This is a genomic window from Streptomyces sp. NPDC022910, from assembly GCF_055561075.1.
In genome coordinates this window covers 1-22,816 of record NZ_JBVHHL010000067.1, presented here as the reverse complement: position 1 = coordinate 22,816, position 22,816 = coordinate 1, and the positions used below count along the sequence as shown (strand labels likewise).

Genomic DNA, 22,816 nt, shown 5'->3' with positions numbered 1-22,816 from the left:
TTCTCGTACGACGGACAGGCCGCGGACTCAGCCCGCGTCGTACGCCGCGATCAGTTCCCGGCAGCGCTTCACGTCCTCCGCCATCTGCTCCAGCAGCGCTTCCAGCGACTCGAACCGGGCTTGGCCGCGCACGAAGGCCAGGAAGTCCACGGCGACGTGCAGCCCGTACAGATCCAGGCCCACCCGGTCGATGGCGTACGCCTCCACGGTCCGCTCGGTGCCGTCGAACTGCGGGTTCGTGCCGACGGAGATCGCAGCCGGCATCGCCTCGCCCCCGACGTGCAGCCAGCCGGCGTAGACGCCGTCGGCCGGGATCGCGGTGTGCGGGAGCGTCTCGACGTTGGCGGTCGGGAAACCGAGGTCGCGGCCCCGCTGAGCGCCGCGCACCACCACGCCCTCGACCCGGTGCGGACGCCCGAGGATCTCGCACGCGCCCTCGACGTCGCCCTCGGCGATCAGCCGGCGGGTCAGGGTGGAGGAGAAGGGCTCGCCGCCGCCTGCCTCACCCGTCACGTAGAGGTCCACCACCTCCACGTCGAAGTCGTACGTCTTGCCCTGCTCGGCGAGGAATTCCACGTTCCCGGCGGCCTTGTGGCCGAAGCGGAAGTTCGGGCCCTCGACCACGGCCTTGGCGTGCAGTTTGTCCACCAGGACCTTGACCACGAAGTCGGCGGGTGAGAGCCGGGAGAACTCGGTGGTGAAGGGGAGGATCAGGACCGCGTCGACACCCAGATCGGCCATCAGCTCGGCGCGGCGGTGGTGCGGGGCCAGCAGCGGCGGGTGGCTGCCGGGGCGCACGACCTCGCTGGGGTGCGGGTCGAAGGTGACGACGACCGAGGGAACACCCAGCTCACGGGCGCGTTCCACGGCATGCCTGATGATCAGCTGGTGTCCGCGGTGGACTCCGTCGTAGGACCCGATGGTGACGACGCTGCGCCCCCAGTCCTGGGGGATGTCCTCCAAGCCACGCCAGCGCTGCACAGTGACCGCTCCTCGTCGAACCCGTGTCCGTGTCTGCCTCATACGCAGGTCTAAGGGTGCCATGCCGGGTGGCTCCGGCCCGCATCGGCATGGGAGCTGTGACGGGCGGCACGTGAGACGCCCGGGGACGGCGGCGGTCAAGCCGGGACCCGTAGGCCCGCGAGGTTCTCGATCATGCGGCGGGTGCTAGGACCGACCAGAACGGCCCATTCCGCGGGGGCGTCGGTCAGCCAGCGGGCGACGAGCCGGGCGAAGCCGGGGACGTGCCGGGCGAGGTCGAACAGACCGCGGTCGAAGCGTGCGGCGCCTTCCGGGGTGCGGCCAGGAACAGGCCGACCCGGTGGATCACGTGGCGGGCGTGCTCCTCCCCACCGCGGTACACACCGTCGGCGGCGGCGCGCAGCACGGCGTCCAGGACCGCGGGGTCGCGCTCCCGCCCGAGCAGCAGATCGAGCAGTTCCTTCCGCAGGGAGCGGGACTCCTCGCCGCCGGGCGCGGCCAGCACGGCGGCGAGCGCGGACCGCAGCTGCGGCGGCCCGCCGTCGAGGAGTCCGGCGACCAGCGGCAGAAGCACAGCGCGGGCGGCGAGGCCACGGTCCGTACGTCGGCCCACATCAGAGGCGATGTGCTCTGCCAGCCTCTCCGCCTCGCTGGAGCGGGCAGGGGTCGCATCCGGCTCCGGGCGCTGTGCCACGGTCTCGCGTAGGAGGGCGGCGACCGGGTGGGCGACGGCGGGCGTCGTGGCGTCGACGAGGACGCTCAGGGTCTCGCGCACGTCGGGTCCGGACTGCCGCAGCCGGGTGTGGAACGCGGCGAGCACCGGTTCCGGATGGGTCGCGAGGGCGGTGACCAGGGTGCTCGCGGACAGTTGTGGATCACCGGCGGCGAACCGTGCGAGGGCCTGCGGCAGGTGCCGGGAGCGGGTCAGCGGGTCACGGACCAGGAGGGCCAGGGCACCACCGTGCACGGTGCAGTCGGCGGGACGGGCGAGCAGGGCGAGGGCCGCGTGGCGCAGCCGCTCGCGGTCGGCCTCGGTGCGGACGTACGGGGCGGCGCGCAGCCCGTATGCCACCGCCGCCGTCCATCGCGGGGGCTGCGCCTCGTGCGCCCACCGGTCCACGGCCCGGCACACCGCCGAGGGTTCCTCCTCGGCGAGCACGGCGAGCAGCTCGTCGCCGCGCCGGTGCGCGCTGTCGACGAGCGCGTCGGTGAGATCGTCGAGGGCGTGTCGCCGGTGCGTGTACAGCAGGGCCTGGGCGGCGGTGGCCACGGTTGCGTGCGGGGTGGCGGGCAGCGGGCGTTCGTCGTCGAACCAGCGGGTGAGATGGCGTTGTACGGCGACGGGATCGGCGGCGAGGAGCCGTGAGACGACGTCCAGACAGCGGAGGGTGCCGGGCGGGCGCGGAGGGGGACGGTCGTCGGGCGCTTCGTCGTCCCCCGTGCCGCTCCCCCCGGTCTTCTCCCCGGTCGCCCAAGGGGCCTCGTCCGCCGCGACCAGCCGTCTCAGCAGGTCGAAGCGTTCCGCGTCCGGCACCGGCAGCTTCTCCCAGAACGAAGGGCCGAGCGCGTCGGGCACGCCCCGCCCCTGGGCCCGCCACCGCACGATGCGGTCGGCGAGGAAGCGCAGGACGTGGAGGTACGGCGTCGCGTCGGGCAGGCGCAGGAGGGTGTCCGTGAGGAGGCGGGTGGCCCACCAGATGGCGTCGTCCGCCGGGGTGGCCTTCTCCGGCAGGGTGGCGCGGGCCGGCAGCAGCGCGTCCACCGCGTGCACCAAGTCCTCCAGACGCAGAGCGAGTTCGGCGGGGCCCTCCTGGCGGGCCAGCAGGAGCAGCGCCCGTACGACCGGGCCCATGCGGTGGGCTGGGACGGGCAGGGTTCGGGGCGGGGCGGGGCGGTCCACGACATGGGCGCGACGGCGTGCGGCCGCCGTCGCCGCCAGGGAGGACACCGGACGCTCCCGCGCGTCCCGTACGTTCGCGTGCACCAGGGCGTGCAGGGCGACATCCAGGTCGAGGTGCGTGCCTCGGAACCGGTCGGCCAGTTCCTCCCGTTGCGGTTCCCGCCCGTGTGCCTCCGGTACCGCAGCGCACCCCCGGTGCACCATCTTCCCCGGAAACTCCGCCCCGGCCCGCTCCCAGTACTCCGCGCGGCATGCCACCACGAGTCGTGTCCCGGTCTCGCGCAGCCATGTGGCCGTGGCCGTCGTCCAGCCGGGGAGGCGGTGGGCGAGTGAGGGCGGCATCTGCTCGGGTTCGTCGAGGAGGAGCAGCAGTGGGCGTCCCGCGTCCCGTGCGACGCAGGCCAGGTGCTCGGGGCCGATGGCGCCCGGCCCACCTGCGCCGGCGCCGGTGCCGGCCGCTGAGCCCCCGGACGCCGCCCGGATCCGTACCGCCCGCTCCAGCGCCCGTCTCACCGCGTCGGCCAGGGATGTGTCCGTGTCCCTGAGCTCCGCCCCGCGCAACCACAGCACGGGGGCCGGCTCGGGACCCCGGGCGCGCCGTGCGGCGAGGGAGGCGAGTTGCGTCGTACGACCGCTGCCGGGGGACCCGACGAGACCGAGGACGGCCGCCCTGCCCTTCTCGAAGGCCGCGAACTCCCTGAGGAGCGGGGTGCGTTGGAGGACGGGTTCGCCGTCGTCGGGCGGGCCGTACGACGCCGTCGCCGTGAGTTCCAGGACGCCCGCGAGGTTCAGGTCGGCCCCGTACGCGGGCACCGTCTCCGCGTTGCGGGCCAGCAGCGCCTCCAGCGGTTGTCCGAGGCCTCGCAGGGGCACCGCGAACCCCGTCGTCCGGTGTTCCGTGTGCAGCGCGGTGCCGAGCACGGCCAGTACGGCGCCGGTGGCGGCGTCGAGCACCGGGCCGCCGGCCGCGCCGCCGCCCGCGCGGAGCGCTTCGCTGCCCGCCGTGCCGATCGCCAACTCCAGTGCGGCATGGAGGTGGTGGCAGCGGTCCGTGGCCCGGTAGGTGACGGCTGTCGTGGCGAGGAGGCGTGCCTCGCGCCAGCCGGCCGCCGCGATCCTGACGTACGTACCGGTCTCGACGTGGTTCCGCGCCGTGACGGGGAGCGGGTCGAGGCCGAGGCCCACGGTGCGGACGAGGGCCAGGCCTGCGTGGGGCAGCGGCGTCACCTCCTCGGCGCCGACCACGCAGACGCGCTCGTCCGGCGCCTGCAGCACCAGCCGGGACGCTCCGTCGACGGCCTCGTGGCCGGTGATCACCGTGCCGTCGTGGTCGACGGCGAATCCGGTGCCGCGGGGACGTCCCGCCTGGTCGCACACGCGTAACAGCGTGGCTCCGGTGCTGCGTGCCTCCCGGCCTGCGTCCGGTGTCCGAGAGCCCCGTCCCGCCATGCTCGAACCTCCCCGCCGTACTTGGATTCGACGGTAGGCCGACGAAGATCAGCGGGACAGATCCTGCGGCGAACGCGCCCCCTTCCACTCCCTCGGTTCACTCCGAGCGCCTGCTCGATGGGGTGAATAGACGCGAGGGGATGGATACACCTCTGTGGGGGGAACCGAGGGGGACCGTGGAGCGGCGGCTCGAATCCCCGTGACGCCGCTCCACGGGCAGGGCTCAGCCGAACACGGCCACGCTCTTCGCCTTGCCCTTGAGCTCCTCCACGAGCGCGACGAACCGGCCCTCGGGGCCGAAGACGGCGACCGGGCCGGCGCCCCCGTACTCGCCGGGCATCTCCAGGCGCACGCCGTTCGTGAGCAGCCGGGCCCGCCTGGCGTCCACGTCCCAGCGCGGGAACGCAGCCGCGGCGGCCTCGGCGATCGGCATCACGGTGAGCTCCTCCTGCAGCTGGTCCAGGGTGCGGGCGGAGTCCAGCTTGTAGGGCCCGACGCGGGTGCGCCGCAGTGCGGTGAGGTGGCCACCGACGCCCAGGTCGGCGCCGAGGTCACGGGCGAGGGCCCGGATGTACGTGCCGGAGGAGCAGACGACGGAGACGATCAGGTCGAGCACCGGGGTGCCGTCCTCGGCGACGGCGTCCCGGACGTCGTACACCGTGAAGGAGGAAACGGTGACGGGCCGGGCCGGGATGTCGAAGTCCTCGCCTTCCCGCGCCCGCTTGTAGGACCGCACGCCGTTGATCTTGATGGCGCTGACCTTGGACGGCACCTGCAGGATGTCGCCCGTGAGCTTGGCGATCCCCGCGTCGATGGCGTCGCGGGTGACCTTGGAGGCGTCGGTGGAGGAGGTGATCTCTCCCTCGGCGTCGTCCGTGACGGTGTTCTGCCCGAGCCTGACGGTCCCCAGGTACTCCTTCTCGGTCAGGGCGAGGTGCCCGAGGAGCTTGGTGGCCTTCTCCACTCCGAGGACGAGCACGCCGGTCGCCATGGGGTCCAGGGTCCCCGCGTGGCCGACGCGACGTGTCTTCGCGATTCCGCGCATCTTGGCGACGACGTCGTGCGAAGTGAAGCCCGACGGCTTGTCGACGATGACGAGGCCGTCGGGCGTGTTGTGCTGCTGGGTCATTCGGCGGTGTCGTCCGTCTCGTCCTCGGAGCCCGGCTTCTTGTACGGGTCGGCCTCACCGGCGTAGGCGGCGCCCGTGGCCGCCTCGCGCACCTTCTCGTCGGAGGCACGCGCCTTGTCGAGGAGGTCCTCGATGGTCCTCGCGGTGTCCGGGAGGGCGTCCGCGACGAAGGTGAGGGTCGGTGTGAACTTCACCCCGGCGGCCCGTCCGACCTCGGAGCGCAGGATGCCCTTGGCGCTCTCCAGACCGGCGGCCGCGGCTTTCCGCTCCTCCTCGTCCCCGTACACCGTGTAGAAGACGGTCGCCTCCCGCAGATCACCCGTCACCCGGGTGTCCGTGATGGTGACGTTCGAGCCGAGCCGCGGGTCCTTGATCCCGCGCTGCAGCTTCTGGGCCACCACCTCTCGGATGAGGTCCGCCAGCCTCTTAGCCCGCGCGTTGTCGGCCACTGGTCCGTCTCCCGTTCTTTCCTGTCTGTGTTCTTCGGTCAGTCGTCGTCGCCGTGGAAGCGCCGTCTGACGGACAGCAGCTCCACCTCGGGGCGCCCGGCGACCAGCCGCTCGCACCGGTCGAGTACGTCGGTCAGATGCCCCGCGTCGCCGGAGACCATCGCGAGGCCGATACCGGCCCGCCGGTAGAGGTCCATGTGGTCCACCTCGGCCGCGCTCACCGCGTACTTCCGCTGGAGCTCGGCGACGATCGGGCGGACGACGGAGCGCTTCTCCTTCAGCGATCGCACGTCGCCGAGGAGGAGGTCGAAGGACAGAGTCCCCACGTACATGTGTGTATCCGGATGACCCGCCGGTACGGGATCGATGACCCCGCCGTCGGAATGGGCAGGGACACGAAAACCGTACAACGAACACAGGAACGACTCGACGGGGTTTCCGTCCGCCCCTGTGCCACCCGCTACAGGGCTCTTGGGCCGGGGGCAGGAGCGTCAGCTCCGCCACACGGCCGACTGGCCGACGGGAACCAGGTCCCGTCGGCCAGCCGGTGAACCGTCGGCTGTTACGCCCGCGGCTTCTCGCGCATCTCGTACGTCGCGATGACGTCGTCCACCTTGATGTCGTTGAAGTTGCCGAGGTTGATACCGCCCTCGAACCCTTCGCGGATCTCGGTGACGTCGTCCTTGAAGCGACGCAGACCCTCGATCGTGAGGTTCTCCGCGACCACCTTGCCGTCGCGGATGAGGCGCGCCTTGGTGTTGCGCCTGACCTCGCCGGAGCGGATGAGCACACCCGCGATGTTGCCCAGCTTGGACGACTTGAAGACCTCGCGGATCTCCGCCGTACCGAGCTCGACCTCCTCGAACTCCGGCTTCAGCATGCCCTTCAGGGCCGCCTCGATCTCCTCGATCGCCTGGTAGATGACCGAGTAGTACCGGACGTCCACGCCCTCGCGCTCGGCCATCTGCGCCGCACGACCCGCCGCGCGCACGTTGAAGCCGATCACGATGGCGTCCGAGCCCATCGCCAGGTCGATGTCCGACTCCGTGACCGCACCGACGCCGCGGTGCAGGACGCGGATGTCGACCTCTTCGCCGACGTCCAGCTGGAGCAGAGAGGACTCCAGGGCCTCGACCGAACCAGAAGCGTCGCCCTTGATGATCAGGTTCAGCTGCTGGACCTCGCCGGCCTTCAGCACCTTGTCCAGGTCCTCCAGCGACACACGACGCGTGCGCTTGGCGAACGCCGCGTTCCGCTCGCGCGCGGCACGCTTCTCCGCGATCTGGCGGGCCGTACGGTCCTCCTCGACCACGAGGAAGTTGTCACCGGCACCCGGGACGTTGGTCAGGCCCAGCACCTGGACCGGCGTCGACGGACCTGCCTCGGCGACGTTGTTGCCGTTGTCGTCGAGCATCGCCCGCACGCGGCCGTACGCGTCGCCGACCACCATCGTGTCGCCGACCCGCAGCGTGCCTCGCTGGACGAGGACCGTCGACACGGCACCACGGCCGCGGTCGAGGCGGGACTCGATCGCGATGCCCTGCGCGTCCTGGTTCGGGTTGGCCCGAAGGTCCAGGGCGGCGTCGGCGGTCAGGACGACCGCCTCCAGGAGGCTGTCGATGTGCAGGCCCTGCTTGGCGGAGATGTCGACGAACATCGTGTCGCCGCCGTACTCCTCGGCCACCAGGCCGTACTCGGTCAGCTGACCGCGCACCTTGGTCGGGTCCGCGCCCTCGACGTCGATCTTGTTGACCGCGACCACGATCGGCACGTCGGCCGCCTTGGCGTGGTTCAGGGCCTCGACCGTCTGGGGCATCACACCGTCGTTGGCCGCCACCACGAGGATCGCGATGTCGGTCGACTTCGCACCACGGGCACGCATGGCGGTGAACGCCTCGTGACCCGGGGTGTCGATGAAGGTGATCGCCCGGTCGTCGCCGTTGACGTGAGTCGCGACCTGGTAGGCACCGATGTGCTGGGTGATGCCACCGGCCTCGCCCGCGATGACGTTCGTCTTGCGGATGGCGTCGAGCAGACGGGTCTTGCCGTGGTCGACGTGACCCATGACGGTGACGACCGGCGGGCGGACCACCAGGTCCTCCTCGTCGCCCTCGTCCTCGCCGAACTCGATGTCGAAGGACTCGAGCAGTTCGCGGTCCTCCTCCTCGGGGCTGACGATCTGAACCGTGTAGTTCATCTCGCCTGCGAGGAGCTGCAGCGTCTCGTCGGAGACGGACTGCGTGGCCGTGACCATCTCGCCCAGGTTCATCATGACCGCGACGAGGGACGCCGGGTTGGCGTTGATCTTCTCCGCGAAGTCGGTGAGCGACGCACCGCGCGACAGGCGAATGGTCTCGCCGTTGCCGCGAGGCAGCATCACGCCGCCGACCGACGGGGCCTGCATGGCCTCGTACTCCTGACGGCGCTGCCGCTTCGACTTGCGGCCACGACGTGCCGGACCGCCGGGACGGCCGAAGGCACCCTGTGTGCCACCGCGGCCACCGGGACCACCGGGACGACCGCCGAAGCCGGGACGACCGGCGCCACCACCGGCACCGAAGCCGCCGCCACCACCGCCGGGGCCACCGCCACCGGGACGACCGGCAAAACCGCCACCGCCACCGGGACGACCTGCGCCGCCACCGGGACGACCGGCGAAACCGCCACCGCCGCCCGGACGACCGCCGCCGCCACCGGGACGACCGGCACCGGCCGGGCCGCGGCCGCCGGGGCCGGGGCCGGGGCGCGGGCCGGCAGCGGGACGCTGCGGCATCATGCCGGGGTTCGGACGCGGACCCGCGGGGCCACCGCCGGGACGCGGACCGCCCTGCGGACGGGGCATGCCGCCCGGAGTCGGCCGGGGACCGCCCGGAGCCTGCGGACGCGGACCGCCGCCCGCACCCTGCGGACGGGGACCGCCCTGGCCGGCGCCCTGCGGGCGCGGGGCACCAGGGGCACCGGGACCGCCGGGACGCGGGGCACCGCCCGGCCGGGGCGCTTGCGGGCGCGCCATGCCGGTGGACCCACCGGAGGTGAAGGGGTTGTTGCCCGGGCGGGGACCCGCCGGACGGGCACCCTGACGCGGGCCCTGGCCGCCCGAACGCGGAGCGCCGGGACGCGCGCCGTGGGCACCGCCCTGACCCTGCCCCTGACCGGGCGTGGACGGACGGCCGCCGGGCCTGGGGGCGCCGGGGCCGGGACGGGCACCCGGGCGCGGGGTGGGGGTCTGAGCAGCCGGAGCCGACGGCGGGGCCGTGAACTCGGGCGCACCGGGTGCCGGGGTCGCCGGAGCGGGCCGCGGCGCGGGCTTGGGACCCGGCGTCGGACGCGGACCCGCGGCGGGGGCCGCGGGCCGCTCGGCAGCCGGGGGCTTGGGCGCCGGCGGGCGCGGGGCAGCCGGACGTGCGGCCTGCGCCGGAGAGGGCGCGGCCGGCTTCGCCGGTGCGGCCTTGCGGGGGGCGGCGGACTTCGCGCCACCGCCGTTGCCCTGCTGCAAGGCGTCGGTCAGCTTACGTACTACGGGCGCCTCGATCGTGGAGGACGCCGAACGGACGAATTCACCGAGTTCCTGGAGCTTGGCCATGACGACCTTGCTCTCCACACCGAACTCCTTGGCGAGTTCGTAGACCCGGACCTTAGCCACTTCGCTCCTTTGAGGTCCGGGTTGCGGCCGGACCGTCGCTAGTTCATGGGCGTACTCATCGCGTACTCATCGAGTGCTCATCGCAATCTCGACCTGCTTTCGACTCGCGAGGTACCAGGCCGCACAGGGTTCCGTACGGCATGTCTTACCGTGTTGCCTGCTCAGCAAGGTGCTGCTGACAACTTTCTGCCTGCTCGACGTACTGGCGCAACGCCTTTGTGTCGAGCGGACCCGGGGCGCGCAGTGCCCGCGGGAACGCCCGGCGGCGGACCGCCAGGTCCAGACAGGCCAGGGCGGGGTGTACGTACGCACCCCGGCCGGGCAGCGTACCGCGAGGATCGGGGACGCATGCATCCCCGGCCACCACAGTGCGCAACAGATCGATCTTGGCCGCTCGCTCCCGGCACCCCACACAGGTGCGCTCAGGGCATGCGCGGGCATGCGTCCGGCCAGACACGCTTAAGTCTACCTCCCCGCGCCGACCTCACCCCTTTGGGGCAAGAATCGAACAGTTGCCGCGCGTGAAACTGTCGTGATCTCAGCGGCCCTCGGCCGGGATCTATTCCCGGCCGAGGTCAGGTGCCTCAGTCGCGCCTCTCGGCGGGCTGCTCGGTGTCGGGCCGGATGTCGATCCGCCAGCCGGTCAGCCGGGCCGCAAGACGGGCATTCTGCCCCTCCTTGCCGATCGCCAGCGACAGCTGGTAGTCGGGAACCGTCACGCGCGCGGAGCGGGCCGCCAGATCGACGACCTCCACCTTGGAGACGCGGGCCGGGGAGAGCGCGTTCGCCACCATCTCGGCCGGGTCGTCCGACCAGTCGACGATGTCGATCTTCTCGCCGTTCAGCTCGCCCATGACGTTGCGCACACGACCGCCCATCGGACCGATGCAGGCACCCTTGGCGTTCAGACCCGAACGGGTGGACCGCACGGCGATCTTCGTACGGTGGCCGGCCTCCCGGGCGATCTCGGCGATCTCGACGGACCCGTCGGCGATCTCCGGCACCTCCAGCGCGAACAGCTTTTTCACCAGATTGGGGTGGGTGCGGGAGAGGGTCACGGACGGGCCGCGCACCCCCTTGGCCACCCGTACGACGTACGACCGGATCCGCTTGCCGTGTTCGTACGTCTCGCCGGGCACCTGCTCCTGCACCGGCAGGATGGCCTCCAGCTTGCCGATGTCCACGAGCACGTTCTTCGGGTCGCGGCCCTGCTGGACCACACCGGTGACGATGTCGCCCTCACGGCCCGCGTACTCGCCGAGCGTCGCGTCGTCCTCGGCGTCGCGCAGGCGCTGCAGGATGACCTGCTTGGCGGTGGTGGCGGCGATGCGCCCGAAGCCCGACGGGGTGTCGTCGAACTCGCGCGGCTCCTGCCCCTCCTCCAGGTCCTCGGGGTCCTCCTTCGCCCACACAGTCACATGGCCGGTCTCCCGGTTGAGCTCCACACGCGCGTGGCGGCGGCTTCCCTCGGTGCGGTGGTAGGCGATGAGGAGGGCCGCCTCGATCGCCTCGACCAGCAGGTCGAAGGAGATCTCCTTCTCCCGTACCAAGCCCCGCAGGGCACTCATGTCGATGTCCACGGCTACGCCTCCTCCTCTTCCTTCATGTCCGTCTTGTCCTTGCGGCTGAACTCGACCTGGACGCGCGCCCTGGCGATGTCCGGGAAGCCGAGTCTGCGCGCGGTGGCCTTGCGGCCCTTCACACCGGGCACCTCGAGGTCGACTCCGTCGTCGTCGACCCGCAGAATCCTGGCGACCAGCTCGCCGCCCTCGGCCAGCTGGAACTTCACCAGCCGGCCCGCGGCCCGTACGTAGTGCCGGCGTTCCGTGAGGAGGCGCTCCGCGCCCGGGGTTCCGACCTCGAGGGTGTACTCGCCCTCGCCCATCGCGTCGGTCTCGTCGAGCTTCGCCGAGAGCGCACGGCTCACATCGGCGATCTGGTCCAGGTCGGCACCTGTGTCGGAGTCGACGACGACGCGCAGCACCCGCTTGCGTCCGACCGAGTCCACCGCGATCTCTTCGAGATCGAGCCCCTGGGAGCTGACGAGCGGTTCCAGCAGCTCTCGCAGCCTCTCGCTCTGGGTGGTGCTCATCCGGGTGACTCCTCGGCCGCGTGTGCTGTTGTGGGATGGTCGCGTGTCAGGTCAAAGGGTATCCGGTCCCGGGGGGTGTTGCCGTCCACCTGCACCGGCGTCCGGGCCCGGGCGCGAACGGCCGAGCCGATGGCGAGTGCCGGGTCGGCGCACGGGTACGGTGATCACGGGCGAGCCGCCCATCCGTTCGTCAACTGGCCTTTCGAGGACGTCTGCCGTGCCGTTCCCCCCGCACCCGCGCATCCCCCTGCGCAGAAGGAGCCTGCTCGCCTCTGCCGCGGGCGCCACCCTGCTCGCGGGCTGCTCCAGCGCCCCCGACTCGGCCGCCACGAGCGGCAGCCTCTCGACCGCCGACCGGGTACGCGCGCGTGCGGCCCGCGACAGTGAGGCCCTGGCCGACCGGTACGCGGCCGTGATCACCGCCCATCCGGCACTGGCGGCGCGGCTGCGACCGCTGCGGGCGGAGGTCGTCCGGCACGCACACGCGTTCGGCGGCGGCTCCGGCGCCTCGGCATCGCCCCCGGTCACGGCGTCGCCCTCGGCTTCGGCATCGACCTCATCCGGCGCCTCGCCCGCACCGGCGGACCCGAAAGCCGCACTCGCGGGCCTGGCGGCCGCCGAGCGGACCCTGGCCGACCGGCGGGCCAAGGCACTGCTGGACGTGCCGGGCGAACTGGCGCGCATGATGGCGTCCGTGGCGGCGGCCGGGGCCGCGCACGCGTATCTGCTGACGAAGGGCGGGAAGTGAGTACGACCGACAGCACACCGGGACCCACCGGCACGCCGACGACCGGAAGCGCCGAGCTCGCGGCGCTGCAGGCCGCCCTGCGCGCCGAGCATGCGGCGGTCTACGGCTACGGCGTCGTCGGCGGGCGGATCCAGCAGGCCCGGCGGGAGGAGGCGCGGGCCGCCTACGACGCCCACCGCGCACGGCGGGACTTGCTGGCCCGGGCCGTACGGGACCTGGGCGGCACTCCCGACGTCGCCGCGGCCGCGTACGCGCTGCCCTTCCCGGTCCCGGACTCCGCCGGCGCCGTGCGGCTCGCCGCCGAGTTGGAGGAGCGGGTGGCCGGCGTCTACTCCGATCTCGTCCGGGCCTCGACGGGCCCCAGGCGGAGTTTCGCCGCCGGGGCGCTGCGGGAAGCGGCGGTGCGGGCCGTGCGCTGGAGCGGCGAGAGCGTAGCCTTCCCTGGTCTCGCCGAGCGGGCGGCGGCCACCCCCACCGCGTCGACGGCACCACGGACCTGAGGCGTACGCGCACACCGCACGCGTGCGAAGCCGACCTGGAAGGGAACACCTCGCGCATGTCTTTCGAACCGCCGCAGCGCCTGGTGCGGGCGCTCGGCGAGACACAGCCGGACGGCGGCGCGGAGTGGCTGGACAAGCTCTCAGGGCTGGCTCGACAGGCCATGGATCTACGCGAGTTGACCGTGGAGCGGGTGCAGGCGCCGGGCGGCCGCAGCAGCCTGGTCCTGCTGGTGAGGCAGTCCGACGGGACCCCGGCCGTACTGAAGCTGGCGCCGCCGCGAGCACGGCCGGAGAGCGAGTGCGCCGCGCTCGCGCACTGGGGAGGGTTCGGCGCCGTACGGCTCCTGGACGCCGACGCGGAGCACGGCGTCCTGCTGCTGGAACGGCTGCATCCGGAGATGTCCGTCCGATCGCTGCCGGAGGCGAAGGCGCTACTGGAGGCCGCCGGGACGTTGCGTCGGCTCTGGGTGGAACCCCCTGCCGGTCACTCCTTCGAGACGGTGGCCGCCCGGACGGGGCGACAGGCCGAGGCGATGCGAGCCGGAGCGCAGACGGATCCCGAGGCGGCCCCGCTGGTGGAGGCGGCACTGGCGGCCCGCGAGGCGCTGCTCGCCGCCCCGCCCGAGGAGCGGCTGCTGCACGGCACCTTCCGGCAGAGCAAGGTGCTCGCCGGAGAGCGGATGCCGTGGCTGGCCGTGGGCCCGGACCCGGTGGTCGGCGAGTGCGCCTTCGACCTGGCGCGGCTGGTGCGCGACCGGGTCGAGGACCTGATCGCGTCCCCCTCCGGCTCCGCCATCACCCGCCGCCGGGTGAAGCGGCTCGCGGAGTCGCTGGACCTCGAGCAGGAGCGGCTGCGCGGCTGGACGCTGTTCCGGGCGGTCGAGTCCGGGGTGCGGGCCCGCCGGGTCGGCCGGGCACAGGACGCGGAACTGCTGCTGGAGTTCGCGAGCTGGCTGTGAGGAGGGCATCGGGCGTCACGGGGAGGTGAGCCCGAGTGCCAGGACCGGGCAGTCCGCGGCCGCCCGCCGGGCACGCCTGAGTGCGGCGCGCGGGAGCGGCCCCCGGTCGGTGATCGGGTAGCCCCACTCGTCGAGCGTGATGTGCTCGGGGAGCAGTTCGGCGCACAGGCCGTGGCCCTGGCAGGCGGTCCAGTCGACGTCGAGGTGCTGGTCGGCGGCTTCCATGTCAACTCCGGTTCTCGGGGACGGGCAGCAGGGGTGTGGGGTCGGTCGCCGTGCACAGGCCCCGCTCGTGGGCGTCGAGTTCGCCGGCGAACGCGGTCAGGGCGCTGCGGACCAGACGGACCGTGCCGTCGGGGTGGTGGCAGGCGCCGCGTCCCTCGACGAGTCCCGCCCAGCGGGCGACGTCCTCGCGGACGGAACCCTGGGGCCCGGCGCGGCCAGCGTCCCGAACGCGGCGGCGAGGCGCGGCAGTCCGTTGAGGCAGGGCCCGCGCTGGCCGGCTGATTCGAGAGCGAGGTGGCGCAGGACGCGCGCCGTCTCGGCGACGCCGCACCGTCCGGCGGGAAGTCCGGCGATCACTCCGGCGCCCAGCCGGTCCGTGCCGAGGGTGAGCCGGGCCTCCTCCGCGACCGGCACCCACGTGCCGTGGTAGTCGCCGACCAGGACCGCGGCGAGGCCGTTCAGCGGCAGCAGGCCAGCAGGGCCGGGTCGGTGACGACCAGGCGGACGCTCGTGCCGAGGGCACGCCAGTCGGCGGCGGCCGTCGTACGCGGGGCGGTGCTCGTCACGACGCCCCCGAGGTGGAGTCGGCGGCGCCGCTGCCCGCGGAGGACGTCAGACCGTCCGAGGACGACTGGAGGCTGCTGGAAGACGACGAGGACGAGGACGAGGACGAGACGACGAGCTCTTCGAGCCGCTCGACGACGTCGAAGGCGAGGGCGAGGCCGAACCTGTGCTGCTGCTCGCCGCTGCGTCCGCGTCCGCGTGCATCGTGCCGATCAGGGCGAACACCCCGGCGGCAGCGGAGAGCGTGACAGCCGTCGCGGCCGCCGCCGTGCGCCGTGCTCCTCTGCGGACCGCTGCCGCGGCCCCTCGTTCCCTGGTTGTCATGGCCGTTCCCCTCCGCAGTGACGCTCTGTCACGCCCTACGGTCGGGGAACGATCTGAGAGAAGTCTGTGAGGAGCCCCTACGCCTCGGCAGAAATCCCTGAGAGGTGCCTTTGATTCATGCGTCAGGCGGAGAGGCGGGCGATCGCCTCGTCCACCGTCAGCTCCTCGCGCCGGCCCGTCCTGCGGTCCTTCAGCTCGAGGACGCCCTCGGCGGAGCGGCGGCCGGCCACGAGGATCTGCGGCACGCCGATCAGCTCGGCGTCCGTGAACTTCACGCCCGGGGAGACGCCCGCCCGGTCGTCGACCAGGACACGGACGCCGGCCGCGGCCAGCTTCTGGGAGACGTCGAGGGCCAGCTCGGTCTGCAGGGCCTTGCCCGCCGCCACCACGTGTACATCGGCCGGCGCGACCTCCTTGGGCCAGCACAGGCCCTGCTCGTCGGCGGTCTGCTCGGCGAGCGCGGCGACCGCCCGGGAGACGCCGATGCCGTAGGAGCCCATGGTCACGCGGACCGGCTTGCCGTTCTGGCCGAGGACGTCGAGCTTGAGGGCGTCGGTGTACTTGCGACCCAGCTGGAAGATATGGCCGATCTCGATGGCGCGGTCCAGCTTGAGCCCTGTGCCGCAGTTGGGGCAGGGGTCGCCCTCCTGCACCACCACGACGTCCACGTACACGTCGACCTCGAAGTCGCGGCCCGCGACCACGTTCTTCGCGTGCATGCCCTCCTTGTTGGCACCGGTGATCCAGGTGGTGCCGGGGGCGACGCGCGGGTCGGCGATGTACTTCACCTTCTCCAGGCCCTGCGGGCCGACGTAGCCGCGAACCAGGTCCGGCCGGCCTGCGAAGTCCACCTCGGTGACCATCTCGACGGCTGCCGGGGCGAAGTGCGCCTCGACCTTGGCCATGTCGACCTCACGGTCGCCGGGGACGCCGACGGCGACGATCTCGCCGTCGACCTTGACGAGGAGGTTCTTCAGGGTGGCCGAGGCCGGGACGCCGAGCGAGGCGGCGAGGGTCTCGATGGTCGGGGTGTCCGGGGTCGGGATGTCCTCGAGCGCGGGCACGCCCGCTGCGTCCACCGGCTTCAGCTCGTAGGTGATCGCCTCCGTGTTGGCCGCGAAGTCGCAGTTCGGGCAGTCCGCGAAGGTGTCCTCGCCGGCCTCGGCCGGGGCGAGGAACTCCTCGGACTTGGAGCCGCCCATCGCGCCGGCGGTCGCGGCACAGATCCGGTAGTCGAGGCCGAGGCGATCGAAGACCCGCTGGTAGGCCTGACGGTGCAGGGCGTAGGACCGGGCGAGACCCTCGTCCTCCAGGTCGAAGGAGTACGAGTCCTTCATCAGGAACTCGCGGCCGCGCAGGATGCCCGCGCGGGGCCGGGCCTCGTCCCGGAACTTGGTCTGGATCTGGTAGAGGATCACCGGCAGGTCCTTGTACGAGGACGCCTGGTCCTTCACGAGCAGCGTGAAGATCTCCTCGTGGGTGGGGCCGAGCAGGTAGTCGCCACCCTTGCGGTCCTTGAGGCGGAACAGCTCGGCGCCGTACTCGTCCCAGCGGCCGGTCGCCTCGTACGGCTCGCGGGGCAGCAGGGCCGGGAGCAGCACCTCCTGGGCGCCGATCGCGTCCATCTCCTCGCGCACGATCCGCTCCACGTTGGCGAGGACCTTCTTGCCGAGCGGCAGCCAGGTCCACACCCCGGCGGCGGTGCGGCGCACGTAGCCGGCGCGGACCAGCAGCTTGTGGCTGAGGACCTCGGCGTCGGCCGGGTCGTCGCGCAGCGTCTTCGCCATCAACTGGGACATGCGCTGGACCGGTGCGTTCGCCATGTTCTCGTACTCCTGCTGCGTAAGGGTGATGGCTAGGAGGTTAGCCGGGCAGCCGGTGCGGGCGGAAATTCGTCAGCGTCCGCGCAGGGGCAGCGGGGCGCCCATGACGGCGTACGGCTTGGCCGCGCTGGGGAAGAACACCTGCCGCGCCAGGTCCACATAGCCCAGCGAGCGGTACAGGCCACGGGCCGGGCTCTCGGTGTCGATCGCCGACAGGATCGAGCGCGGCTGCGCGGCTCCTTCGGTGATGGTGGTGATCAGTGCGCGGCCGATGCCCCGGTTCTGGTAACGCGGGTGGACGTGCAGTTCGGTGATCACGAAGGAGTCGTCGAGCCACTCGCCGTGGCCCTGGGCGCGCAGATACGGTTCGACGACGGTGGACCACCAGTGCGTGCGGTCGTTGGGCATGCCGTAGACGAATCCGACGAGACGTCCGTCGGCGGTGGTGGCGCCGAGCGCGCGGGCTCCGGGGTAGGTCATGTGCCGCAGCACGATCTGGCGGCGCACGGCGATTTCGTCGGCACCCAGTCCGAACGCCACGGCCTGCACGGCGAGCGCCTCGTCGACGCGGGCGGGCAGGTCCAGGGGGCCGATCACGACGTCGTCGGGGTCGCGGTGGCCGTGACCGGGAAAGCGCAGCATGTCGGGGAGCCTACCGGGGCAGTTGGGCGGACAGTGCCGGGGCCTGAGGGCCGTCGTCCGCCGTGAGCGCTCAGAAGAGCACGCTCATGAAGGCGCCGACCTCCTGGAAGCCCACCCTCAGGTACGTCCGCCTCGCAGCGGTGTTGAAGTCGTTGACGTACAGGCTCACCACCGGGGCCACGTCCGCCAGCGCATAGCGCAGTACAGCAGCCATGGCGGGGGCCGCGATGCCCTGGCCGCGGTACTCGGGGGCGACCCAGACGCCCTGGATCTGGCAGGCCTGCTGGGTCGCCGCGCCGATCTCCGCCTTGAAGACGACGTTGCCGTTCTCGTCGAGGCGGGCGAACGAGCGTCCGGAGCCGACGAGTTCGGCGACCCTGGCCTGGTAGAGCAGGCCACCGTCGCCGGCCAACGGCGAGACGCCGACCTCCTCGGTGAACATCGCCACGCATGCCGGCATGATCGTGTCCATTTCGTCCTTGCGGATGCGGCGGACGTACGGATCCGGGGTGATGTCGACGGGCATGCGGTCGGTGACCATGAGCGGCTGGTGGGAGCGGACCTCGCGGGCCGGGCCCCAGCTGGGTTCGAGGAGCCGCCACAGCCGGGCGGTGGATTCGGCGGGGCCGACGATCGAGGAGCAGCGGCGCCCGGCACGCCGGGCCCGGTCGGCGAAGGCCTGCACCGCGCGGTGGCCTGCGCAGATCGGGACGAGGTTGGCGCCCGCGTAGCACAGCGACGTGAGCATGCCGTCCTCGTACCAGCCCCACATCTCGCCGCCGAGACGCCAGGGGTCGAGGCCCGCGACCTGGACCCGGGACGTCACGAAGGCGTTCGTGACCGGCTCGCGGTCGAGAACGGCGAGCGCGGCATCCAGGTCACTCGGTTCGAGGACCCGGGTGGTGGTCTGCGTCAACACGTGCGGGAGCCTCACCCTGGGGTCTGCTGATCTCCGCACTGTACCTGGCGCGCTTGGACCGCGCCGCCCGGTGTCTCGGCACGCGGGCGGCACGGTGGGACCGGTGGGTCAGTCGTGACTTGTGGGATGGCCGTAGCCGACCTGGATCTCGTCGATTCTCAGCTGGTGATAGAAGGCGGGGACAGTGGCCGCGCCCCAGGTCGTCGGCACGTCGAGCCTGATGTAGCGGGTGCGGAGACCGTCGCCGAGGTCGATGAAGCGGATTCCTCTGGCGCTCTCCAGTACACCGGCCTTCACGTCACTCCACGTATGTCCGTCATCACTCACGGACACGGTGTAGTCCTTGATCCTCGCGGAGTCCTCCTTTCTGCCGAAGGTCTCCCTGTTGTACGTGGGCGACCACTCGCGCTGGTTGATCCCGAGGAAGGCGGTCTTGCGGATCCGGCCCAGGTCAAGTGTGTAACTCGCTGGCAGGGCGCCCCGGTTGTCACTGTACGTGGTGAAGTCACCGTCGGTGAGGGCGGGTTCACTCGCCTTGACGCTGCCGGTGGGGTAGACACCCTCGCGTCGGGGTGCGGTCCTCACCTTGAAGACGGTGTCGTAGGGATCCCACTGGGTGATCACCTCGATGGTGAGGGTCCCGTCGCGCTGGTCGAAGTGCAGCCGCTTGCCGGTGCGCAGGTCGGTGATGCGCTCGATCCGGTAGCCGTTGTCCCGGATGCGGACCTCGTCACCGCTCGTCGGTTTCGTGGTGACGTGCACGTACTGGGTGGTGCGGTGGGCGCGGCTGACGGTGATGTATCCGTGCGCGCCCTCGTTCCAGGCGCCCGGCTGCATACCGCCGTAGAGGAAGCCGCCCGCGTCGACGCCGTGCAGCGATTCCCAGATGGGTGGGAGGTAGTCCTTCAACAGGTCGATGAACTGCTCCTGCTGCGGCGGGAACCTCCCGTCGACCATGGCCGTGAAGTCCATGAGGGACCTGATGGAGTTACCCGCGTTGGCGATGTACCGGTCGACGTTGAGTCCGGTGGAGACGGGCCGGTCCTGGCCGTCGTACCACCAACTGCCGGTGTCCGGGACCTTGTAGCAGGACTCGGTCAGGCGCGGCAGCGGGGTCCAGATCGCCGACGGCTGGTCGTACGGCGGGGTCATCCCGGTCTTCTGCTCATGGGACACCATGTCCATGATCGGGGTGTCCTCGTTGTTGTTGCTCAGGGTCATGTCCGGACGCAGCTCACGGATCTGCTCGTAGAGCCGGTGCTGTTCCCAGTACTCGTTGTCGTTGTCGATCCAGAACCCTGCGAGTTTCGGGTAGTTGGCCATCACCTCGAAGAAGTTGTCGTAGCTGAACTCACCGAAGCCCTGGCGGGTCGTGAGGTCGACGTCGTGGCCCTTGTAGGCGGAGTACGCGGCCGAGTCGAGCGTTTCGATGCCCTGTTCGTCGTGCCACTTGGGGTCGTCGGTCATGTAGAGGATGACCTTGATGCCCTTCGCCTCGGCGGCGTCGACGAGTTCGCCGAGGATGTCGCGCTTGGTGGAGCAGGAACCTGGGATCTTCGAGGGCCACGGGCGGGCATAGCCCAGGCGGGAGTGGAAGGTGGCGAGCACGATGTAGCTCGCGCGGATCTTGCGGGCCTCGTCGACCCAGTAGCCGGGATTCCAGCCGCCGTCCGTGACGGCCTTCTCCCACTCGGCGCAGTCGTAGTGCTTGGGGGCGGTGAACATGCCCCAGTGCAGGAAGAGCCCGGCGGTGGCGCCTTGCAGCATGGTCTGCCGGGGCGGGTAGGACGGCTGGTGCACGGTCGCCGCCTGGCCGGCGGGCGCCGTGAACAGGCCGCAGAGGAGGGCGAGTACGGCCACCCACAGCAGGTGGACGGCGTGCCTTCTGGGTCTCATGGGTACGTGACCTCGGTTCCGTTGACGAAGACCTTCTTCAGGACGAGATCCGGTGCGGACTCGATGACGTTCGGCTCGGTGATGTCCGTGAAGTCGCAGCGCTCGATGCGGATGTGCTGGAAGGGGTCGGTGTCCAGGCCCTCGAGGTTGATCGCGCGACGGGCGCCGTCGTGGACCATGTCCTGGACGTGGACGTTGCGGATGACGGCCGGGCGGTCGCCGGTCTGGCCCGAGTAGCGGGTGGTCAGATAGATGCAGTCCCGGTCGATCTGCCGCCCGCTGCAACGGCGGACGTACACGCCGTCGATGGCGCCGCCGCGCTTCTTGTTCGTCTTGAGGAAGACCGGATGGCGCGGGTTGTAACGGCCCGGGAAGTCGAGGGGGTTGATCCGGCAGTCCTCGGCGAAGACGTCGTACACCCCACCGGACATCTCACTGCCGACGGCGATGCCGCCCCAGCGGCCGGAGAACACACAGTCGCGTACGACGATGTTCCGGCTCGGCACCCCGACCCGCAGCCCGTCCTCGTCCCGCCCCGACTTGATGGCGATCGAGTCGTCCTCGGTGTGGAAGCGGCAGCCGGTGACGTACACGTCCTGGCAGCACTCGGGGTCGCAGCCGTCGCTGTTGTTGATGCGACCGACGACGTCGACGTCCTTGACCAGGACGTTGCTGCACAGGACGGGGTGAAGGGTCCACATGGCCGGTTCGAGGAACGTGACGTCCCGGACGAGGATGTTCCGGCAACGGTAGAACTGCACCATGCTGGGCCGCAGGTAGTGCCCCGCACCGAAGATCCGCTCCTCCACCGGCACACCCTGCTCGCCCATGCGGCGCAGCTCGGCCTGGTCGACGGGCGCACCGCCGCCCGGGTCGCGCCAGCTCTTTCTGCGCCTCTCCCTGCGTCGGCCATCCCTGTCATCCGATGAATCATCGTCGGGCGCCTTGTCGGCACAGAGAGCGGCGGCGACCGAAGCACCGCTGACAAGCATGTGCCGTAGCGCTCGCGCACTGGCTCGGGACCTGTACTGCGTTCGGAAACACGGCGACTCCCTGCGGCTTCGGCCGGGATGTCCCGGCGATGAGACAGCGCTTCCTCAGTCCGTGTGCTCGAGCAAGGTCCTGCGATACATCGGATCTGTCAAGGTTCTGCGCTCAGATCGAACCGGTTGATCCGCGAACTCGCAGCTCAACGGGGAGCGATACGGACTCGACGTCGTCGTCGCCGGCCATCAGCCGGGTCAGAGCATCGCCCGCCGCCCTGCCGAGATCCCCTCGGGGTACCGCTACCGTGGTCAGCGGCGGGGACGCATAGCGGGCGAGCCCGATCTCGTCGAAGCCGGTGAGGGACAGGTCGCCGGGCACACGGATCCCCGTCTCGGTGAGCCGGGAGAGCAGACCGAGGGCCACGAAGTCGTTGTAGGCCACGACGGCCGACGCGGCGGTCTCGACGACGGCGGGCCCGGCCGCATATCCGTCGTCGGTGGTCGACCCGCAGGCCAGCACGGTGACGTCGAGCCCGAAGGCCCGCGCACCGGACAGGGCGCGCAGCCGCTCGCGGTTGGCCCAGGAGCCCTCCGGGCCGGCGAGATAGGCGACCCGGCGATGGCCGAGCTGGGACAGGTGCCCGCACAGGGCGAGCAAGCCCTGGTAGAAGTCCACGCACACCGAGTGCACGGCGAGCCCGGTCTCCTGGCGGTTGGCGAGGAGCAGCGGTACCCCGCGACCGACCAGCGCGGCGAGGTCGGCGCGCGGCATGCGCGGCGCGCACGGCAACAGCCCGTCGGCGTAACCATCAGGTCCTCGGCGAGCTCCCGCTCGACGGCCGGATCCTCGTCGGAGTCCATGACGACGACCCGTGCACCCCGGTCCCGGGCACTGGCGGAGAAGGCCTTGACCAGGTCGCTGAAGTGGGGATTGGCGAGGTCGGGGACGAGCACGCCGATCGTCCCCGACCGCCCACGGGCGAGGCCCTGCGCGGCCGCACTGGGGCGGTAACCGAGCTCCTCGATGGCCAGACGCACCCGGCCGGCAAGAGCCGGGTCCACCGTCCCGATGCCGTTGAGCACCCGGGAGACGGTGGACACCGACGCGTCCGCGGCGCGGGCCACGTCGGCGATGGTGATCCGCCTGGCCCGCTGCGACGACTGGTCCTGCCGGGGTTTCGCCATGGCCATCGGGGGTCTCCCTCCGGTCCACTACGAGGTAGCGCTTTCTCGGAAGCGATGTCCTGGGAGAGAAACTAGCGGTGGCCGGTGGCGCGGGAAAGATCCGCGGAGCCGGGGCGGGGTTGCCGTGGCCGGATCACGCACCCGCGGCCCCTGCCCGTCCCTTCGCCGGCAGACCCGGTGGCACGCCCACCGCAGACCGGGTGTCACGCCGACGGCGGATCCGGTGTCACCCCGCGACCGAGACCGAAGGCTCGCCGGACGCTGCGCCCTCGGCCTCCATCTGCTCGGCGAGCTTCATCGCCTCCTCGATGAGGGTCTCCACGATCTTCGACTCGGGCACGGTCTTGATGACCTCACCCTTCACGAAGATCTGACCCTTGCCGTTCCCGGAAGCAACGCCCA

At 71.5% G+C, this 22,816-nt stretch carries 20 protein-coding genes and 2 pseudogenes; 3 read left to right on the top strand and 19 right to left on the bottom strand.

Translation table 11 applies throughout. The features are described 5' to 3' along the window. Positions 1 to 27: 27 nt before the first annotated feature. The 9 genes from ACZ3TS_RS36735 to rimP all read right to left on the bottom strand — a co-directional run bounded on the left by ACZ3TS_RS36735 (position 28) and on the right by rimP (position 11,643). Entirely contained in the window at positions 28 to 981 is a 954-nt protein-coding gene (locus ACZ3TS_RS36735) for a bifunctional riboflavin kinase/FAD synthetase (protein WP_467626258.1), read from the bottom strand. Positions 982 to 1,207: 226 nt separating this feature from the next. Next, positions 1,208 to 4,330, bottom strand: a complete 3,123-nt coding sequence (locus ACZ3TS_RS36730) for a trypsin-like peptidase domain-containing protein (RefSeq protein WP_467626257.1) — start codon at positions 4,328 to 4,330, stop codon at positions 1,208 to 1,210. A 223-nt stretch (positions 4,331 to 4,553) separates the two neighbouring features. Then, on the bottom strand, positions 4,554 to 5,459 hold the full coding sequence (gene truB / locus ACZ3TS_RS36725) for a tRNA pseudouridine(55) synthase TruB (protein ID WP_467626256.1): 906 nt from the start codon (positions 5,457 to 5,459) through the stop codon (positions 4,554 to 4,556). Beyond that, the gene (gene rbfA / locus ACZ3TS_RS36720) at positions 5,456 to 5,908 is read right to left on the bottom strand and encodes a 30S ribosome-binding factor RbfA (protein WP_467626255.1); all 453 of its coding nucleotides are present in this window, start codon (positions 5,906 to 5,908) and stop codon (positions 5,456 to 5,458) included. The genes truB and rbfA overlap by 4 nt, the downstream gene beginning before the upstream one ends. A gap of 38 nt (positions 5,909 to 5,946) precedes the next feature. Further along, complete coding sequence (locus ACZ3TS_RS36715) at positions 5,947 to 6,240, bottom strand: DUF503 domain-containing protein (RefSeq protein WP_467626253.1); 294 nt, start codon at positions 6,238 to 6,240, stop codon at positions 5,947 to 5,949. A gap of 230 nt (positions 6,241 to 6,470) precedes the next feature. Beyond that, on the bottom strand, positions 6,471 to 9,551 hold the full coding sequence (gene infB / locus ACZ3TS_RS36710) for a translation initiation factor IF-2 (RefSeq protein WP_467626252.1): 3,081 nt from the start codon (positions 9,549 to 9,551) through the stop codon (positions 6,471 to 6,473). Between the two features lie 145 nt (positions 9,552 to 9,696). Next, positions 9,697 to 10,008 (bottom strand): YlxR family protein, encoded by a 312-nt coding sequence (locus tag ACZ3TS_RS36705; RefSeq protein WP_467626250.1) that lies wholly within the window; start codon positions 10,006 to 10,008, stop codon positions 9,697 to 9,699. 127 nt (positions 10,009 to 10,135) lie between these two features. Continuing rightward, positions 10,136 to 11,131 carry a transcription termination factor NusA gene (gene nusA / locus ACZ3TS_RS36700; protein WP_467626248.1) on the bottom strand — a complete coding sequence of 332 codons (996 nt, stop codon included), beginning with the start codon at positions 11,129 to 11,131 and terminating at the stop codon, positions 10,136 to 10,138. A gap of 2 nt (positions 11,132 to 11,133) precedes the next feature. Next, positions 11,134 to 11,643: a ribosome maturation factor RimP gene (gene rimP, locus ACZ3TS_RS36695; RefSeq protein WP_467626247.1), complete on the bottom strand. Its 510-nt coding sequence runs from the start codon at positions 11,641 to 11,643 to the stop codon at positions 11,134 to 11,136. 217 nt (positions 11,644 to 11,860) lie between these two features. On the opposite strand from rimP, the gene ACZ3TS_RS36690 reads away from it, so the two are divergent. Genes ACZ3TS_RS36690 through ACZ3TS_RS36680 form a run of 3 tightly spaced genes read left to right on the top strand, consistent with a single transcriptional unit; the run spans position 11,861 to position 13,850 of the window. Beyond that, positions 11,861 to 12,391, top strand: a complete 531-nt coding sequence (locus ACZ3TS_RS36690) for a hypothetical protein (protein WP_467626245.1) — start codon at positions 11,861 to 11,863, stop codon at positions 12,389 to 12,391. Continuing rightward, the gene (locus ACZ3TS_RS36685) at positions 12,388 to 12,891 is read left to right on the top strand and encodes a ferritin-like domain-containing protein (RefSeq protein WP_467626244.1); all 504 of its coding nucleotides are present in this window, start codon (positions 12,388 to 12,390) and stop codon (positions 12,889 to 12,891) included. The genes ACZ3TS_RS36690 and ACZ3TS_RS36685 overlap by 4 nt, the downstream gene beginning before the upstream one ends. Before the next feature lie 56 nt (positions 12,892 to 12,947). After that, positions 12,948 to 13,850 carry an aminoglycoside phosphotransferase family protein gene (locus ACZ3TS_RS36680; RefSeq protein ID WP_467626242.1) on the top strand — a complete coding sequence of 301 codons (903 nt, stop codon included), beginning with the start codon at positions 12,948 to 12,950 and terminating at the stop codon, positions 13,848 to 13,850. A 15-nt stretch (positions 13,851 to 13,865) separates the two neighbouring features. Here the strand turns inward: ACZ3TS_RS36680 and ACZ3TS_RS36675 are convergent, their stop codons facing one another. The 10 genes and pseudogenes from ACZ3TS_RS36675 to ACZ3TS_RS36630 form a co-directional block, all read right to left on the bottom strand. Continuing rightward, positions 13,866 to 14,075, bottom strand: coding sequence for a ferredoxin (locus ACZ3TS_RS36675; protein WP_467626241.1), 210 nt, complete (start codon positions 14,073 to 14,075; stop codon positions 13,866 to 13,868). A gap of 96 nt (positions 14,076 to 14,171) precedes the next feature. Beyond that, positions 14,172 to 14,489, bottom strand: a complete 318-nt coding sequence (locus ACZ3TS_RS36670) for a hypothetical protein (RefSeq protein ID WP_467626239.1) — start codon at positions 14,487 to 14,489, stop codon at positions 14,172 to 14,174. Between the two features lie 596 nt (positions 14,490 to 15,085). After that, positions 15,086 to 16,786: a proline--tRNA ligase gene (locus ACZ3TS_RS36665; RefSeq protein ID WP_467626238.1), complete on the bottom strand. Its 1,701-nt coding sequence runs from the start codon at positions 16,784 to 16,786 to the stop codon at positions 15,086 to 15,088. Positions 16,787 to 16,858: 72 nt separating this feature from the next. Then, positions 16,859 to 17,428, bottom strand: coding sequence for a GNAT family N-acetyltransferase (locus ACZ3TS_RS36660; protein WP_467626236.1), 570 nt, complete (start codon positions 17,426 to 17,428; stop codon positions 16,859 to 16,861). 70 nt (positions 17,429 to 17,498) lie between these two features. After that, positions 17,499 to 18,347 (bottom strand): GNAT family N-acetyltransferase, encoded by an 849-nt coding sequence (locus ACZ3TS_RS36655; RefSeq protein WP_467626235.1) that lies wholly within the window; start codon positions 18,345 to 18,347, stop codon positions 17,499 to 17,501. 108 nt (positions 18,348 to 18,455) lie between these two features. Then, positions 18,456 to 20,243, bottom strand: a complete 1,788-nt coding sequence (locus tag ACZ3TS_RS36650; protein WP_467626233.1) for an alpha-L-fucosidase — start codon at positions 20,241 to 20,243, stop codon at positions 18,456 to 18,458. Then, positions 20,240 to 21,073, bottom strand: a complete 834-nt coding sequence (locus ACZ3TS_RS36645) for a glycoside hydrolase family 28 protein (RefSeq protein ID WP_467626232.1) — start codon at positions 21,071 to 21,073, stop codon at positions 20,240 to 20,242. Before ACZ3TS_RS36645 ends, ACZ3TS_RS36650 begins: the two co-directional genes overlap by 4 nt. A 325-nt stretch (positions 21,074 to 21,398) precedes the next feature. Further along, positions 21,399 to 22,001, bottom strand: a complete 603-nt coding sequence (locus ACZ3TS_RS36640; protein WP_467626230.1) for a LacI family DNA-binding transcriptional regulator — start codon at positions 21,999 to 22,001, stop codon at positions 21,399 to 21,401. A gap of 287 nt (positions 22,002 to 22,288) precedes the next feature. Beyond that, positions 22,289 to 22,414: pseudogene (locus ACZ3TS_RS36635) on the bottom strand (LacI family DNA-binding transcriptional regulator); the annotation flags it as partial. Positions 22,415 to 22,640: 226 nt separating this feature from the next. Next, positions 22,641 to 22,816, bottom strand: a pseudogene (locus ACZ3TS_RS36630) (flavodoxin-dependent (E)-4-hydroxy-3-methylbut-2-enyl-diphosphate synthase); the annotation flags it as partial.

Bases quoted from the DNA above. Each gene is read 5' to 3' on its own strand.
- ACZ3TS_RS36675 (WP_467626241.1), bottom strand. From the start codon at position 14,075: ATGGAAGCCGCCGACCAGCACCTCGACGTCGACTGGACCGCCTGCCAG.
- ACZ3TS_RS36665 (WP_467626238.1), bottom strand. From the start codon at position 16,786: ATGGCGAACGCACCGGTCCAGCGCATGTCCCAGTTGATGGCGAAGACG.
- ACZ3TS_RS36715 (WP_467626253.1), bottom strand. From the start codon at position 6,240: ATGTACGTGGGGACTCTGTCCTTCGACCTCCTCCTCGGCGACGTGCGA.
- ACZ3TS_RS36680 (WP_467626242.1), top strand. From the start codon at position 12,948: ATGTCTTTCGAACCGCCGCAGCGCCTGGTGCGGGCGCTCGGCGAGACA.
- truB (WP_467626256.1), bottom strand. From the start codon at position 5,459: ATGACCCAGCAGCACAACACGCCCGACGGCCTCGTCATCGTCGACAAG.
- ACZ3TS_RS36660 (WP_467626236.1), bottom strand. From the start codon at position 17,428: ATGCTGCGCTTTCCCGGTCACGGCCACCGCGACCCCGACGACGTCGTG.
- ACZ3TS_RS36640 (WP_467626230.1), bottom strand. From the start codon at position 22,001: ATGCCGCGCGCCGACCTCGCCGCGCTGGTCGGTCGCGGGGTACCGCTG.
- rimP (WP_467626247.1), bottom strand. From the start codon at position 11,643: ATGAGCACCACCCAGAGCGAGAGGCTGCGAGAGCTGCTGGAACCGCTC.
- ACZ3TS_RS36650 (WP_467626233.1), bottom strand. From the start codon at position 20,243: ATGAGACCCAGAAGGCACGCCGTCCACCTGCTGTGGGTGGCCGTACTC.
- ACZ3TS_RS36730 (WP_467626257.1), bottom strand. From the start codon at position 4,330: ATGGCGGGACGGGGCTCTCGGACACCGGACGCAGGCCGGGAGGCACGC.
- ACZ3TS_RS36645 (WP_467626232.1), bottom strand. From the start codon at position 21,073: ATGGGCGAGCAGGGTGTGCCGGTGGAGGAGCGGATCTTCGGTGCGGGG.